This window comes from Nocardioides panacisoli (genome assembly GCF_039537325.1).
Classification (GTDB): Bacteria; Actinomycetota; Actinomycetes; order Propionibacteriales; family Nocardioidaceae; genus Nocardioides; species Nocardioides panacisoli.
In genome coordinates, this window is record NZ_BAABAH010000002.1 from 53,600 (window position 1) to 67,780 (window position 14,181).

The 14,181-nt window shown below is 70.9% G+C and carries 16 protein-coding genes; 2 read left to right on the plus strand and 14 right to left on the minus strand.

Features of this window, described 5'->3' with window-relative positions; all coding sequences use genetic code 11:
• Positions 1 to 108 precede the first annotated feature (108 nt).
• The 11 genes from ABD709_RS03220 to rpsP form a co-directional block, all read right to left on the minus strand.
• Positions 109 to 1,719, minus strand: coding sequence for a TadG family pilus assembly protein (locus tag ABD709_RS03220; RefSeq protein WP_344772360.1), 1,611 nt, complete (start codon positions 1,717 to 1,719; stop codon positions 109 to 111).
• Complete coding sequence (locus ABD709_RS03225; protein WP_344772361.1) at positions 1,719 to 2,177, minus strand: TadE/TadG family type IV pilus assembly protein; 459 nt, start codon at positions 2,175 to 2,177, stop codon at positions 1,719 to 1,721. The genes ABD709_RS03220 and ABD709_RS03225 overlap by 1 nt, the downstream gene beginning before the upstream one ends.
• Before the next feature lie 165 nt (positions 2,178 to 2,342).
• Positions 2,343 to 4,142: a pilus assembly protein TadG-related protein gene (locus ABD709_RS03230; protein ID WP_344772362.1), complete on the minus strand. Its 1,800-nt coding sequence runs from the start codon at positions 4,140 to 4,142 to the stop codon at positions 2,343 to 2,345.
• Positions 4,143 to 4,258: 116 nt separating this feature from the next.
• Positions 4,259 to 4,564, minus strand: a complete 306-nt coding sequence (locus ABD709_RS03235) for a DUF2469 domain-containing protein (protein WP_344772363.1) — start codon at positions 4,562 to 4,564, stop codon at positions 4,259 to 4,261.
• Positions 4,561 to 5,277, minus strand: a complete 717-nt coding sequence (locus ABD709_RS03240; protein WP_344772364.1) for a ribonuclease HII — start codon at positions 5,275 to 5,277, stop codon at positions 4,561 to 4,563. Before ABD709_RS03240 ends, ABD709_RS03235 begins: the two co-directional genes overlap by 4 nt.
• 17 nt (positions 5,278 to 5,294) lie before the next feature.
• The gene (gene lepB / locus ABD709_RS03245; protein WP_344772365.1) at positions 5,295 to 6,149 is read right to left on the minus strand and encodes a signal peptidase I; all 855 of its coding nucleotides are present in this window, start codon (positions 6,147 to 6,149) and stop codon (positions 5,295 to 5,297) included.
• A 109-nt stretch (positions 6,150 to 6,258) separates the two neighbouring features.
• Positions 6,259 to 6,621 (minus strand): 50S ribosomal protein L19, encoded by a 363-nt coding sequence (rplS, locus tag ABD709_RS03250; RefSeq protein ID WP_344772366.1) that lies wholly within the window; start codon positions 6,619 to 6,621, stop codon positions 6,259 to 6,261.
• Between the two features lie 158 nt (positions 6,622 to 6,779).
• Positions 6,780 to 7,940, minus strand: coding sequence for a tRNA (guanosine(37)-N1)-methyltransferase TrmD (gene trmD / locus ABD709_RS03255; RefSeq protein ID WP_344772367.1), 1,161 nt, complete (start codon positions 7,938 to 7,940; stop codon positions 6,780 to 6,782).
• Positions 7,937 to 8,491, minus strand: a complete 555-nt coding sequence (gene rimM, locus ABD709_RS03260) for a ribosome maturation factor RimM (RefSeq protein ID WP_344772368.1) — start codon at positions 8,489 to 8,491, stop codon at positions 7,937 to 7,939. Before rimM ends, trmD begins: the two co-directional genes overlap by 4 nt.
• On the minus strand, positions 8,492 to 8,743 hold the full coding sequence (locus ABD709_RS03265) for an RNA-binding protein (protein ID WP_344772369.1): 252 nt from the start codon (positions 8,741 to 8,743) through the stop codon (positions 8,492 to 8,494).
• 4 nt (positions 8,744 to 8,747) lie between these two features.
• On the minus strand, positions 8,748 to 9,326 hold the full coding sequence (rpsP, locus tag ABD709_RS03270) for a 30S ribosomal protein S16 (protein WP_344772370.1): 579 nt from the start codon (positions 9,324 to 9,326) through the stop codon (positions 8,748 to 8,750).
• Positions 9,327 to 9,541: 215 nt separating this feature from the next.
• On the opposite strand from rpsP, the gene ABD709_RS03275 reads away from it, so the two are divergent.
• Both ABD709_RS03275 and ABD709_RS03280 read left to right on the plus strand, forming a co-directional pair.
• On the plus strand, positions 9,542 to 10,441 hold the full coding sequence (locus ABD709_RS03275) for a VanW family protein (protein ID WP_344772371.1): 900 nt from the start codon (positions 9,542 to 9,544) through the stop codon (positions 10,439 to 10,441).
• Between the two features lie 37 nt (positions 10,442 to 10,478).
• Complete coding sequence (locus ABD709_RS03280) at positions 10,479 to 11,006, plus strand: hypothetical protein (RefSeq protein ID WP_344772372.1); 528 nt, start codon at positions 10,479 to 10,481, stop codon at positions 11,004 to 11,006.
• Here the strand turns inward: ABD709_RS03280 and ABD709_RS03285 are convergent.
• The 3 genes from ABD709_RS03285 to ffh form a co-directional block, all read right to left on the minus strand.
• A complete protein-coding gene (locus ABD709_RS03285) occupies positions 10,997 to 12,070 on the minus strand; it encodes an amidohydrolase family protein (RefSeq protein WP_344772373.1) in 1,074 nt (357 codons plus the stop codon). The genes ABD709_RS03280 and ABD709_RS03285 overlap by 10 nt on opposite strands.
• A 117-nt stretch (positions 12,071 to 12,187) precedes the next feature.
• Entirely contained in the window at positions 12,188 to 12,556 is a 369-nt protein-coding gene (locus ABD709_RS03290) for an NYN domain-containing protein (RefSeq protein WP_344772374.1), read from the minus strand.
• A gap of 11 nt (positions 12,557 to 12,567) precedes the next feature.
• Positions 12,568 to 14,148 (minus strand): signal recognition particle protein, encoded by a 1,581-nt coding sequence (gene ffh / locus ABD709_RS03295; RefSeq protein ID WP_344772375.1) that lies wholly within the window; start codon positions 14,146 to 14,148, stop codon positions 12,568 to 12,570.
• Between the last annotated feature and the right edge of the window lie 33 nt (positions 14,149 to 14,181).

Genomic DNA, 14,181 nt, shown 5'->3' on the forward strand with positions numbered 1-14,181 from the left:
ACCTCCTCGCCAGCAGCGTGGCGGCGAGGGGCGACACGGCGGAGGCTCCGGCCCGGGGCCTGTGGAGAAGGTGCGTGCAACAGGTGGCTGTGGACGGAAGGTGGGCCGCTACTGCACGAGCCGGGGCACCGCGCACTGCGGCGTACGCCGCGCGTAGACGTCCGCGCCGCTGAGGTCCGCGCCCAGCGTGTGCAGCAACGGCTCCACCAGCGAGGACGACAGGTTGTCGATCAGTGGGTTCACGAGCCCGGTGGTCAGCGCGTTGACGATCGGCCCGAGCACGATGCCGACGGGCAGGCCGATCAGGTGCAGTCCGCTCGTGTCGACGGTGAGGTTGGGCAGCCCCGGGTTGTCGTAGCCGACGGTGACCGGGTGGTCGTAGTCGGAGTCCTGGGTGATGTTGACGACCGCGTCGCCCGCCGAGTGCGAGGTGCCGCTGATGTGGATCGGCCCGGTCACGACGGGGATGGTGATGCCGAGGACCTTCGCCGAGACCGTCACGTTGAGGGTGAGGTCGATCCCGAGCAGACCGTCGCTGACGGCGACGGTGATGCCGGCGGGGTTGCACCGCACGTCGGTCAGCCGGCCGATCGCCTGGGCCACGTTCACCGTGCCGCTCAGGGACACGTTGGTCTTCAGCAGGTTCGGGACGGAGACGTCGGCCGCGGTGGTGCTGACGTTCAGCGTCACCTGCGTCGACTTCGCCGTGGCGGCGGCGTCGTTCTTGCGCCCGCAGCCGATCCTCGGCGCCTCGATGGCGGACAGGCTCGCCTGGAGGTTCGCCAGCGGGGGGAGCGACAGCCCGAGGTTCGGCACCGAGATCGCGTTGGTGCCGTTGGCAGCGGCCGCGGCGGCCGTCACCAGGTCGAGCACATTGAGGTCCGAGGTGAGCCCGCTACCGGCGCCCGTGGTCACGCCGAGGATGTCGCCGAGGTTGACCTGGGCGGCGCCGACGGACGCGGCGATCGTCTGCAGCAGCTGAGCCTGGGCGGTGCTCTGTCCGTCCAGCGCGTGCGCGATCGCGACGTAGAACGAGCCGAGGGACACCGAGCTGTTCAGGACGCTCTCGATCGTCCCGGCGCCGATGCTGGCGCCGAGCAGGTCGAGCAGCTCGACGTTGGTGTTGGCGAGGCCGTTGTAGTCGATCGCGCTGAGCGTGACGTTGCTGCCGAGCGCGCCGAGCAGCGGACCGAGGAGCGGTGACGCACCGGTGTCGAGGCGCGCGGCGTAGGAGCCGATCGCGAAGCAGGCACCGCCGTTCGCGATCGCCGTCGCTTGCCGCTGGGCACCGCCGCCGTGGGTCCCGGTCAGGCCACCGAAGACGAATCCGACCGTCGTGCTCGCGGTCACCTGCACCGCGGACGGCGGGTCGGTCCCGGGCACGAAGGTCCCACCCGGGCTCAGTGACCCGAGCTGGTAGGTGACGTTCGGCGTGGTGCTGCCGTAGTCGGCGTCGTGGCGGGCGACGCTGCGGTCGCGCTCGGTGTTCAGCTCGGTGGTCAGCGCGCTGGTGCTGCGGCCGTCGAGGTGGCGGGCGAGGTCGAGCGCGACGACGTCGGCCAGTGCCTGCATGTCGGAGCGGCCGACCCGCTGCATGCCGATGTCGACGGCGAACGCCGCGGCGACCAGCAGGACCGACATCACGACGGCGACGATGACGACCGACGCGCCCCGCTCGTCCTCGACGCGCTGCCGCCGGCCTCGTCGAGGCCGGTGCATCAGTTCACCCTCGCGACTGCCGTGTAGATCAGGTGGCCGGGCATGGGCACGAGCGGCATCGTCGGGATCACCGGGTTCGCGGAGTAGGCGTAGTCGAGCTTGACGGTGATGCACTGGTGGGAGCTGTCGTTGGCGCAGGCCCCCTTGGTCACCGTGCACGTGAGCCGGCCGTCACCGCACTGCACGGTCGAGCCGCTCACCTTGAGCGCCGACATCGCGGAGTTCACTGCGGCGGAGGCATCCGTGAGCTGCTTGGTGGAGTCGATCTCGACGGCGCCGGCGCGCGCGCCCTCGTCGGCGGCCTGGCTCACCTGCTGCCGGAAGCTCAGCATGAACCCGTAGTCGATGATCCCGAAGACGATGACGATCAGCGGCAGCAGGACCAGCGCGAACTCGACCGCGGCGGCACCGCGATCGGTGCGGCGGCGCGCTCGTGCGCGCAGCAGCATGCGCCTCATCGGCCGGCCCTCCCCTGGCTCAGAACTCCCATGTCGCCCCCGAGCGACGCCCGATCACTGTAGAACGCAGCATCGGCGCCACGGAACGGAAAGCGGCCGATTACGGTCGTTCGTGCCGCTGGTCTAGTCACTAGGGACTACCGGCGCCGGACACGGTGGACGAGCTCATTCGCGCAGTGACGGCGACGCGCAGGTCGCGCCCACGGCGTACACATCGGCACCGCCGAAACGCAGGCCGACCATCCGCGCGACCGGGCCGATGTAGCCGTTGTTGAGGTTGTCCAGCAGTGGCAGGAGGGTCTTGTCCACGAAGTTGTTGTTGCCGGTGGTGAGCGCGCTGAGGATCGGGCTGGTCAGCGCGGTCACGCTCGACAGCACCGCCGTCTTGCCGCCGATCGTCGCCGAGGTCACCGAGGGGACGAGGGAGTTGGGATCGAGGTAGACCGACGTGCCGGTGGACACCGGTGTCACGTCGTTGGGCGGGAGCTGCAGGTTGGCGGTGCTGGTCGTGGGCTGAGCGGTGGTCCCGAACCTGAAGTGGACGCCGACGTCGATGTCGATCTTGTTGGGGAGGATCACGCCCAGCAGGTTCGTGAGCACGCTGGTGAGACCGAGCCCCAGCAGGTCGGTGAGCTTGACGCTGCCGTTGACGTCCAGGTCGATGTCGAGCGTGTACGTCGACAGCAGCGAGGCCACGCTGACCGACATCGTGGTCGGGTCCGCCCCCGTGTTCGCTCCGCAGTGCACGTCGGGTGGCGCGACGAGCTGCCCGTCGGCGTTGCCGATGTGGACGGCGATGGTGGCGGTGCCCTTGGCGGTCTGCAGGGTCCCCAGCGCCGCGGTGTTGAGGCTCGGCAGGTTGGTGAAGACGATGCCGATGTCGCCGTCGAGCTGGCTGTTGTGCGCCCGGGCGGCGGCGGAGTTCGGGGCACCGCAGGCCAGCTGCGCGGCGGAGATCAGGTTCAGGGCGCCGGTGAACTGGAAGCCGACCCCGGGGACGCCGGCCTGGAGGTTCGGGATCGAGAGGAAGTGCTGGCCGTTGGAGAGCGTTGCCGAGCCGACGACGTCGAGCACGTTCATCGCGATGTCCAGGGCGGCGGTGTCCGTGGGCGCGACGTGCAGGACGTTGCCGAGCGTGATCGACCCCAGGGTGGGCGCGACGTTGAGGATCGTGCGGAGCGCGGAGACCGCGACGCTGTTCGCCTGGTCCTTCGACAGCACCGTGATCATTGCCTGGATCAACGTGCTGTAGGACAGCGACCCGGTGAGCAGCGCCTGGGGACTGCCGATGGTCGGATCGGCTGCGAGGTCGCCGAGCCGCACCTTCGCGGCCGCCAGTGCCTTGTAGCTCACCAGGTCGAGGTTCACGCCGAGCAGGTCGTTCAGCGGAGCGACGATGGTCGAGTCGCTCGTGTCGACCGATGCGACGAAGGACCCGAGCCGGTAGCACGCCGTCGACGACGCAACGGCGACGGCGGCCCGGTCCACCGTGGTGATCTTGCTGCTGAACGCGCGCAGGCCGGACGCCTGGGCGGTCACGCGCACGGCGGACGGCGGGTCGGTGGTCGTGTTCCAGATCCCGTTCGTGTACGACCCCCAGTCCACGGACATCTCGAGACCGTTCCCGAGCAGGTTGTCCGCCGTCCGCGCGGCGGCCTTCCGCACGGCGCTGTTCGGGTTGGACCAGTCCCCGGCCGGTGCGAGCTGCGCCTGGGTCTTGCCCGTCATCTCCCGCGCCAGGTCGAGCGCGACGACGTCGGCGGCGGCCTGCAGGTCGCTGCGCGTGACCCGGGCCATGCCCAGGTCGACCACGAAGGCCGCCGAGACCATCAGGATGGGAAGCAGCAGACCCACGAAGAGCGTGACGGCTCCGCGCTCGTCCCGGTCACGGGTACGGCGCCGCAGTCTGCCCAGAAGCCCCGGTCCCTGCGAACCTGGCCTCCGATGGCGCAGCCATCGACCCAACGCTGAAGCCTCCCCAACTCCCGAGCGCTGCCCTCCCTGACAGCGCTACCACGATAGGAAGGCCATCGGCACCGGCACAGACAATCGGAGCTTTTGAGGACCTTGGTCCCGGGTGGCTACTTCGGCAGGTCGAGGTCGGAGGTCGCGAGCTCCTCGACGTTGACGTCCTTGAACGTCAGCACCTTCACGTTCTTGGCGAACCTCGCGGGGCGGTACATGTCCCACACCCAGGCGTCGGCGATGGTGACCTCGAAGAAGACCTCGCCGGACTCGCTGCGCGCCTTCACGTCCACGGAGTTGCAGAGGTAGAAGCGCCGGTCGGTCTCGACGACGTACTTGAAGATGCCGACGACGTCGCGGTACTCCCGGTAGAGGGTGAGCTCCTGCTCGGTCTCGTACTTCTCGAGATCCTCGGCGCTCATCGGCGTCCCCCTTCGACTGTTCGCACGGCCCCCACGGGTTGGTCCGACTCTAGTGCGTCGGCCAACCCCGCCGCTCGACGTACGTTGACGAACCGGTGGCGGTGGACCGGGCAGGGACCGTGCCGCTCGAGCGCCTCGGTGTGGGTCGGGGTGACGTAGCCCTTGTGGGTCTTGAAGTCGTACGCCGGCCACTGCTCGTCGAGCTCGGTCATGATCCGGTCCCGCGTGACCTTGGCGAGCACCGAGGCCGCCGCGACGCAGGCCGCCACCCGGTCGCCCTTCCACACCGCGAGCCCGGGCGCGCCGAGACCGTCGACGGGGAACCCGTCGGTCAGCACGTAGGCCGGCGGCAGGTCGAGCTTCGCCACCGCGCGGCGGAGCGCCTCGACGTTCGCGACGTGCATGCCGAGCCGGTCGCACTCGTCGTGCGGCAGCACCACGACCGACCACGCGACGGCGCGGCGGAGAATCTGCTCGTAGCAGCGTTCGCGGGCCGCGGCTGTGAGCAGCTTCGAGTCGGCGAGGCCGGGGACGATGCCCGCCTTGCCCGCGGGCAGGATCGCCGCGCCGGCGACCAACGGGCCGGCGCAGGCGCCACGGCCGGCCTCGTCGACGCCGGCGATCGGCTCGATGCCGTGGCGCCGCAGCGCGCGCTCGTAGCCGTAGAGGCCGGCGTCCCGCCGTACCGTCGCTCCCCTGGGCAGCGTGGACATCAGGGCGTACCTCCTGACTAGGAGGGGTCGCTGCCCGCCGGCGGGGTGTCCGGCACGTCGTCGAAGTCGTCGGGGCGGCTGATCCAGGTCCACCGGCTCTGGGGCCACACGAGCGAGAAGACCTTCCCGACCACGAGGTCGGCGTCGACCCACGGGCTCTGGGTGCAGGGATCCTGGTCGGGGGCGCACATGTGGTAGCGCGAGTCGGCGGACTGCGTGCGGTTGTCGCCCATCACGAAGAGCTTGCCCTCGGGGACCGGCCCGACCGTCCAGTCGCACGGCTTCTGGCCCGCACCCGAGGGAAGCACCGCGTCGCACTCCCCCTCGCGCTTGGCCAGGAAGTCGTCCTCGTCGATCGGCTGTCCGTTGACCAGGATCCGGCCCTGGTCGTCGCAGCACTTGATGACGTCGCCCTCGGTGCCGATCACCCGCTTCACCAGGTGCCCGCCGGTCGGGTAGAGCCCGATCTTGGACAGCCAGTTGGCGACGCCGGTCGGGCTCTTGTCCTCCTCCGCGCTGAGCCAGCCGCCGGGGTCCTTGAAGACGATGACGTCACCGCGCTGCGGGTCGCCACCGAACCAGTAGGACACCTTCTGGACGAGGATCCGGTCGTTCTCGATGAGGCCGGGCTCCATCGACTGCGACGGGATGTAGAACGCCTGGACGAAGAACGTCTTGATGACGATCGCCAGCACCAGCGCGATCCCGAGCAGCAGGATGCTCTCCTGCCAGACCGGCAGGTGCTTCTTCTCCGAGGTGTCCTCGGAGTCCCCCGGCGCGGCCTCCTCGACAGAGACCGACGCCTCCGGGGCCGGCTGATCCTGGGAGCCAGGCTCCTCGGGGTGCTCCGGTCCGGAGGCGTCGTTGGTCACGAGTCAGGAGTGTATGCAGGAACCCAACGGCACCCGCAGGAGGCTCACGCCTCAGCCTGGGTCAGATCGGGCGTCGCTTCGCTCCGCCGATCAAGGCCCAGCCCACGCCTCACGCCTCGCGGCGCTCCTTGATCTTGGCGGCCTTGCCGCGCAGGTTGCGCAGGTAGTAGAGCTTCGCCCGGCGGACGTCACCGCGGGTCACGATCTCGATCTGCTCGAAGATCGGCGAGTGGAGCGGGAAGGTCCGCTCGACACCGACGCCGAAGGAGACCTTGCGGACGGTGAAGGTGCGGCCGACGCCGCTGCCGTGGACGCGGATCACGACGCCCTGGAAGATCTGGACGCGGGACCGGCTGCCCTCGACGACCTTCACGTGCACCTTGACGGTGTCACCGGCGCGGAAGTCGGGGATGTCGGTGCGCTTCGACGCGTTGCCGAGCTCGGCGACGACGGCGGGGGAAACGTTGCTCATGATGGGCTCCTCGCGAGTGCCACAGGTCAACCGCGGATAGTGGGTCGTGATCTCTTCGATGGCGCAGCACGTCCGACGATTCCCCTGTGGCAGAAGCGTCCGTGGCGCCGACGGACGATCCTCCCACATCCGGCGGGGGCGCCGGTAATCCGCGTCGGTCAGCGACGTCGCTTGGTGAGCACGACGGCGCCCGGGGGTGCGGGCAGGTCCCGGCGCAGCCGGTAGCCGGCCTTCTTGTACATCCGATGGTTGCGGGCGCTGGCGGCACCGGTGAAGAGCGCGTAGGACGTCACGCCGGCGGGAGCGACGGCCTCGATGTGCTCGAGCAGGGCCCGGCCGAGACCCGCGCCCTGCAGGTCCGGCGCCACCATCACCCGGCCGATGTCCCAGACCTGTCCCTCGGGTCCGTCGCGGCGGCCGCGCACCGCGCCGACCAGCCGGCCGGATCGGCGTACGACGTAGGTGTCCCACTCGGCCAGCCACGCCCGCACGTCGTCGAGCGACTCGTGCAGGGCGGGGATGTCGAGGGAGTCGTTGGCGAGCGCCTCCTGCACCCAGCAGGCGCGCTGCAGGGTCAGGACCTCCGCCGCGTCGGCCGGCACGGCCCGCTCGATCGGCGTGCCGTCGTCGAGGGCGGAGGGGGCGAGCAGGTCGGGCCGTCGTTCGGCAGTACGGCGTCGCGCCTGCTCCTGGCGCCACGCGGCGACGAGCCCGTGGTCGCCCGACCTGAGCACCATCGGCACCTCGCGGCCGTCCCAGACCGGCGGCTTGGTGTAGACGGGGTACTCCAGCAGGCCGCCGGTGTGCGACTCCTCGACCAGCGACTCGGCGTTGCCCATGAACCCGGGCAGCAGCCGCACGACGGCTTCGGTGATCGCCAGCGCCGCGACCTCGCCGCCGTTGAGCACGTAGTCGCCCAGGCTGACCTCGCGCACCTCGGCGACCTCGCGCGCGTGGTCGATGACGCGCTGGTCGATGCCCTCGTAGCGCCCGCACGCGAAGACCAGCCGCTGCCGGGTGGCCAGCTCCTCGGCCAGCCGCTGGGTGAACGGCTCCCCCGACGGCGTGGTGAAGACGACGGTGGTGTGCTCGTCGACCCCCAGGGCCTCGAACGCCTCGCCGAACGGCTCGGGCTTCAGCACCATGCCGGCGCCGCCGCCGTAGGGGGTGTCGTCGACGGTGCGGTGCCGGTCGTGCGTCCACTCCCGCAGGTCGTGGACGTGCACGTCGATCAGCCCCGACTCGACCGCCTTGCCCGGCAGCGAGAGGCCGAGCGGCGCGAGGTAGTCCGGGAAGATGGTCAGGTAGTCGAGCCTCATGCCTCGGCGTCCTCGTCGGGCGCCGGCCGCACCAGCCCGGGACGGTCGGCGATCACGACGCGGCCGCCGTCCACGTCGACCTCGGGCACCAGTGCCGTCACGAACGGGACCAGCGCCTCACGGCCGTCCGGCGTCTTGATCCGCAGCAGGTCCTGGGCTCCGTGCACGAGGCCGGCGACCTCGCCCAGGGCGGCACCGTCGGTGTCGTAGGCCGCGAGGCCGACCAGCTGGTGGTCGTAGAACTCCTCCGGGTCCTCCGGCCGCTCGTCCGCGGGCACGGTCGCCCGCAGGACGACGTTGCGCGCGCCCTCGGCGGCGGTCCGGTCCGCGAGCTCCTCGAAGGTCACCAGCAGCACCGACTGGTGCCAGCGGGTGCGGGCGACCGTGAGCTCCCGGCGGGAAAAAGCCGAACCCCGGGGCGCCTGCGCGAGCAGGCGTGCCCCGGGGACGTAGCGCTTGTCCGGCTCGTCGGTCCGTACGTCGATCGTCACCTCACCGCGGAGGCCGTGCGGCTTCCCGATCCGGCCGACGACGACCTCGAAGGTCTCCACTCAGCGGCGAGCGCTCGGCCGGTCGACATCGACGAAGTCGATCCGGGTCCCGCCGCTGCCCGACAGTGCGGAGATGACGGTCCGGAACGCGGTCGCCGTACGGCCGCCGCGGCCGATCACCTTGCCGAGGTCGTCGGGGTGCACCCGGACCTCGAGCACCGACCCGCGGCGCAGCTGCTTGTCGCGCACCACGACGTCGTCGGGGTGGTCGACCACGCCGCGCACGAGGTGCTCCAGCGCATCGGCGAGCATCGGCTCAGGCCTCCTCGGCGGGGGCCTCGGCAGCCGGCTCCTCCGAGGCGGCCTCCGCAGCGGGAGCCTCCTCGGCGGGGGCCTCGGCAGCCGGCTCCTCCGAGGCGGCCTCCGCAGCGGGAGCCTCCTCGGCGGGGGTCTCGGCAGCAGGCTCCTCGGCCTTGGGCTCCTCGGCCTTGGGCTCCTCGGCCTTGGGCTCCGCCTTCTTCTTGGCGGTCACCGCGGCACCCTTGGGCTCGTTCTGGGCCTCGCGGAGCGCCTCGTTGAAGATCTCCTGCTTGTCGCGCTTCGGCTCCTTGACCTTGAGGGTGCCCTCGGCGCCGTCGATGCCCTTGAACTTCTGCCAGTCGCCGGTGATCTCGAGGATCCGGGCCACGGCCTCGGACGGCTGCGCGCCGACGCCCAGCCAGTACTGAGCCCGGTCGGAGACGACGTCGATGTACGACGGGTCCTCCTTGGGGTGGTACTTGCCGATCTCCTCGATCACGGCGCCGTCGCGCTTCTTGCGCGAGTCGACGACGACGATGCGGTACTGCGGCACCCGGACCTTGCCCAGGCGCTTCAAACGGATCTTGACGGCCACGTCTGTGGTGTCTCCTTGACGACTTGTGTGTGGGTGAGCCGCTGCGACCAGGTGGGGAACACCGGCACAGTGGTTCGATGGGCGCCGTACCGACCGGTTGAGAGGGTCCGGAGGGTACAGAACTCAGCGGCCAAGTCTGCCAGACGATCCGGCGCCCCAGAAATCGGGCGGCACTTCGCAAAAACCGAACGGGCGGTTCGTGCGTCACAAGGAGTATGACGATCATCGACCGCCCCGTGATCACCCTCGCGGAGGCGCGCGCCGCCGGCTTCGCCGTACCGGGCCGCGTGACGGCGAAGCCCCGCCTCTCCGAGCGGGTGCCCGCGCTCTACCCGCTCGCCGTGCGCGCCCACCAGGCCCGCCGCAGCCTCCGGTGGCTGGCCTCGCCCGACTCCTGGTCCCGCGACCGCGCCGACGCCGAGCTGCCGGTCCGGCTGATCAAGCACTCCTCGCTGCTGATGCGGGAGCTCTCGGCCGAGGAGATGGTGCTCCAGCGCAACAAGGTCACCAACCTGCGGCTGGCTGCCGAGCGCACCGACCGGGTCCTGATCCGCCCCGGCGAGTCGTTCTCGTTCAACAAGGTGGTCGGCAACTGCACGCGCCGCAAGGGGTACGTCGAGGGCATGCGCCTGTCGAACGGCAAGGCCCGGGCCGGCGTCGGCGGCGGCATCTGCCAGCTCGCGAACCTGCTGCACTGGATGTTCCTGCATTCCCCGCTCACCGTGGTCGAGCGGTCGGAGCACTCCTTCGACCCGTTCCCCGACAAGGGCCGGGTGCTGCCCTGGGGCGTCGGCTGCTCGATCGTCTACAACTACGTGGACCTGGTCGTGCGCAACGACACCGAGCACACCTTCGAGCTGCGCACCTGGGTCGACGAGCGGCACCTGCGCGGTGAGCTCCGCTCCGACACGACGCCCGAGCACTCCTACCGCGTCCAGGCGCGCGACGAGGTGTTCCTCCGGCACCTGGGTCGGGTGTTCCGCAAGAACGAGATCTGGCGGACCGTCATCTCGCGGCGGACCGGCGACCGGGTCGGCGAGGAGCTGCTCAAGCGCAACTGTGCGCTGGTGACCTACCTGCCGCCCGAGGACCGGATCGTCGACATCGCCGGATGAGCGTCTCCGGCGGTCGTCCGTCCGGCATGATCGCCGGGTGAAGCACCGTCCCCGTGCCCTCTGGTTCATCGTCGGCGGTGGGCTCGTCCTGGTCGCGATCGTGGTCTTCGTCGTCGGTCTCGTGCTGACCATCCGGTCCTCCACGGACACCGACGCGACCTTCCGCACGTCGGGGCCGATCGGGTTCGACTCGGAGCCCGGCACCGAGCGGATGCTGTTCGTCCGCTCGGGCGCCGCGGAACCCAGCTGCACGGTGAGGGACGGCACCGGCGCGGAGCGGCCGCTCGACCACCCCGCCGCGACCACCACCGTCACCACCGGCGGGACCGAGTGGACGGGGTTCGCGACCTTCGACTCGGGCGACGGCAACCTCACCATCAGGTGCACGACCGTCACCCGGATCCGGGTCGGCGACCCGCTCGGCGCGGGGTTCGTGGTCAGGCTGCTCGTGACGATCCTGGCCCCGATGGGGCTCGGTCTCCTCGGAATGGCCGTGCTGGTCGTCACCGCGGTCCTGTGGTTCACCCGGCCGCCGCGCGCCGTCGCGGCGAGCGCTCAGCGGTAGACGTTGCCCCGCAGCACCACCGCCGAGGGCTCGGCGAGCACGGACAGGTCCTCGAGCGGGTCGCGCGGGTAGACCACGAAGTCGGCGGGGTCGCCCTCGCCGAGGCCGGAGTTCCAGCCGAGCCAGGCCCGCCCTCGCCACGACGCTGCGCCCAGGACGTGGTCGGCGGGCAGGCCCATGTCGACCATGGCGCGGATCTCCTCGTGGAGGTAGCCGTGCCGGGCGGTGCCGCCGCCGTCGGAGCCGACATAGAGATCGACGCCGGCCTCGAAGCAGGACATCAGCACGTCGCGACGGCTCCGGTGCAGCGTCTCCATGGTGCCGGCGTAGGCCGGGAACTTGTCGCGAGCGGCGTCGACGTACTCCGGGAACTTGTCGGTCTGCTGCACGGTCGGGACGACCGCGATCCCGCGCGCGACCAGCTGCTCGATGTGGTCGGGCCGCAGGCCGGTGCCGTGCTCGATGCAGTCGATGCCGGCGTCGATGAGCGGCGAGAGCGAGTCGGCTCCGAAGCAGTGGGCGGTGACCTTCGCGCCGTGCTCGTGGGCCGCGGCGATGGCTGCCGCCACCGCGTCGGCGGGGAAGGACGGCGCCAGGTCGCCCTCGTCACGGGAGATCCAGTCGCCGACCAGCTTGACCCAGCCGTCGCTCCCCTGCGCCTCCTCGGCGACGGTCTCGGCGAGCTCGGCGGGCTCGACCTCGCGCGCGTAGCCGCGGATGTAGCGCTTGGTCCGCGCCACGTGCCGACCGCACCGGATCAGCCGCGGCAGGTCGTCGCGCTCCTGCACCCAGCGGGTGTCGACGGGTGACCCGCAGTCGCGGGTCAGCAGGACGCCGGCGTCGCGATCGGCGACCGCCTGCCGCTCGACCTCGTCGTCGGGCACACCGCCGCCGTCCTCGAGCCCGAGGTGGTTGTGCGCATCGACCAGGCCCGGGACGATCCAGCCCTCGGCGACCGTGTCCGCGCCCTGCGGCCGTTCGTAGGTGATCCGCCCCTCGACGACGTACAGCTCGCGCGCCTCGGCGTCGGGCAGGACCGGACCGGAGAACCGAAGCGCGCTCACCCCGCCGACGCTACCAACGCCGACCCGGCAGAAACTTGGTGCGCCCCGCGCCGAGTCGGCTCAAGCTTGTGCCGACTCGGCGCAATTCTTGCCGAGTTTCTGCCGGGTCGGCGTCGGTCAGAGGTGGTCGAGGAGCCAGGTGGGGCTCAGCGTGGTGGCGCCGACGCCGTGCACGCGGGCGTCGAGGGCGCGGTCGGCGGTGACCACGGCGACCCGGTCGCCGCGCTCGGCGTACGCCTTCGCCTGCGCGAGGATCGCGCTGTCACCGTCCTTGGGTGCATGCACGGTGTGGACGTGCGCATCGCGCCCGGGACGTACGCCGCCCTTCGCCTGACCCTCCAGGACGAGCACGACGACGTCGTAGGGCACGTCGGCGACGAGCAGCGAGTCGTGCAGCCGTCGGGCAGCGCCCGCGCGGTCCTTCCACCAGCCGTCCGGGCGCGCGCCGACGACGTTCGCGCCGTCGACGACCAGGACCGAGCCCACGACCGCCGGTCCTACTTGAGGAACTTGCTGAAGTCCTTGGGCAGGTCGAGGTTCTCGGCGGCGGCCTCGTAGTCGACGTCCTCGGCGGGCAACCCGAACGGGTTGGGCTTCGTCGTGGCCTTCTCCGCGTCCGCCTTGGCCTGCTGGGCCGCCTTGGCGGGGTTGCCGGAGCGGCGCTTGCCACCCTTGCCCTGCTGCTTGGCCTTCTGCTTCGCCGAGGACCGCTTGCCGGCACCCGCGCCGGCGCCGGGCATCCCCGGCAGGCCCGGCATCCCGGGCATCCCGCCGCCCCTGGCCATCTGCATCATCATCTTGCGGGCCTCGAAGAACCGGTCCACGAGGTTGTTGACGTCGGAGACCGTGCGGCCGCAGCCCTTCGCGATCCGGGCACGGCGCGAGCCGTCGATCATCTTGGGGTTGGCGCGCTCGGCGGGCGTCATCGAGTGGATGATCGCGGCGACCCGGTCGATCTCGCGGTCGTCGAAGTTCTCGAGCTGCTCGCGGATCTGGCCCATCCCGGGCAGCATCCCGAGGATCTTCGACATCGAACCGAGCTTGCGCACCTGCTGCATCTGCTCGAGGAAGTCGTCGAGGGTGAACTCGCCGCCCTGGCCGGTGAGCTTCTGCGCGGCCTTGAGCGCCTGCTCCTGGTCGAACGCCTTCTCGGCCTGCTCGATCAGGGTGAGCACGTCGCCCATGTCGAGGATCCGGGAGGCCATCCGGTCGGGGTGGAACAGGTCGAAGTCGGTGAGCTTCTCGCCGCTCGACGCGAACATCACCGGGCGGCCGGTCACCTGCCGGATCGACAGCGCGGCACCACCGCGCGCGTCGCCGTCGAGCTTGGTCAGCACCACGCCGTCGTAGCCGACGCCCTCGAGGAAGGCCTGCGCGGTCGTGAGCGCGTCCTGGCCGATCATCGCGTCGACGACGAACAGCACCTCGTCGGGCTGGACCGCGTCGCGGATCGCCGCCGCCTGCGCCATCATCTCGGCGTCCACGCCGAGGCGACCGGCGGTGTCGACGATCACCACGTCGTGCAGCTTGCGCTTGGCATCCTCGATCGAGGCCTTCGCGACCGCGACCGGGTCGCCGACGCCGTTGCCCGGCTCCGGTGCGTAGACCGGCACGCCGGCGCGCTCGCCGTTGACCTGGAGCTGGTTGACGGCGTTGGGGCGCTGCAGGTCGCAGGCCACGAGCATCGGGGTCTTGCCCTGCTCCTTGAGCCAGAGCGCGAGCTTGGCGGCGAGCGTGGTCTTGCCGGCACCCTGGAGACCGGCGAGCATGATGACGGTCGGACCGCTCTTGGCGTAGCGCAGCCGCCTGGTCTCGCCACCGAGGATGTTGACCAGCTCGTCGTTGACGATCTTGACGACCTGCTGCGCGGGGTTCAGCGCACCGCTGACCTCCTCGCCGCGGGCCCGCTCCTTGACCGCTGCCACGAAGTCCTTGACCACGGGCAGCGCGACGTCGGCCTCGAGCAGCGCGATCCGGATCTCGCGTGCCGTGGCGTCGATGTCGGCCTCGGAGAGCCGGCCCTTCCCGCGCAGGTTCTTGAACGTGGCGGTGAGCCGGTCGGACAGCGTGGCGAACAAAGGAGTCCCTCGGGTGGAATGACAGTCGTGGCG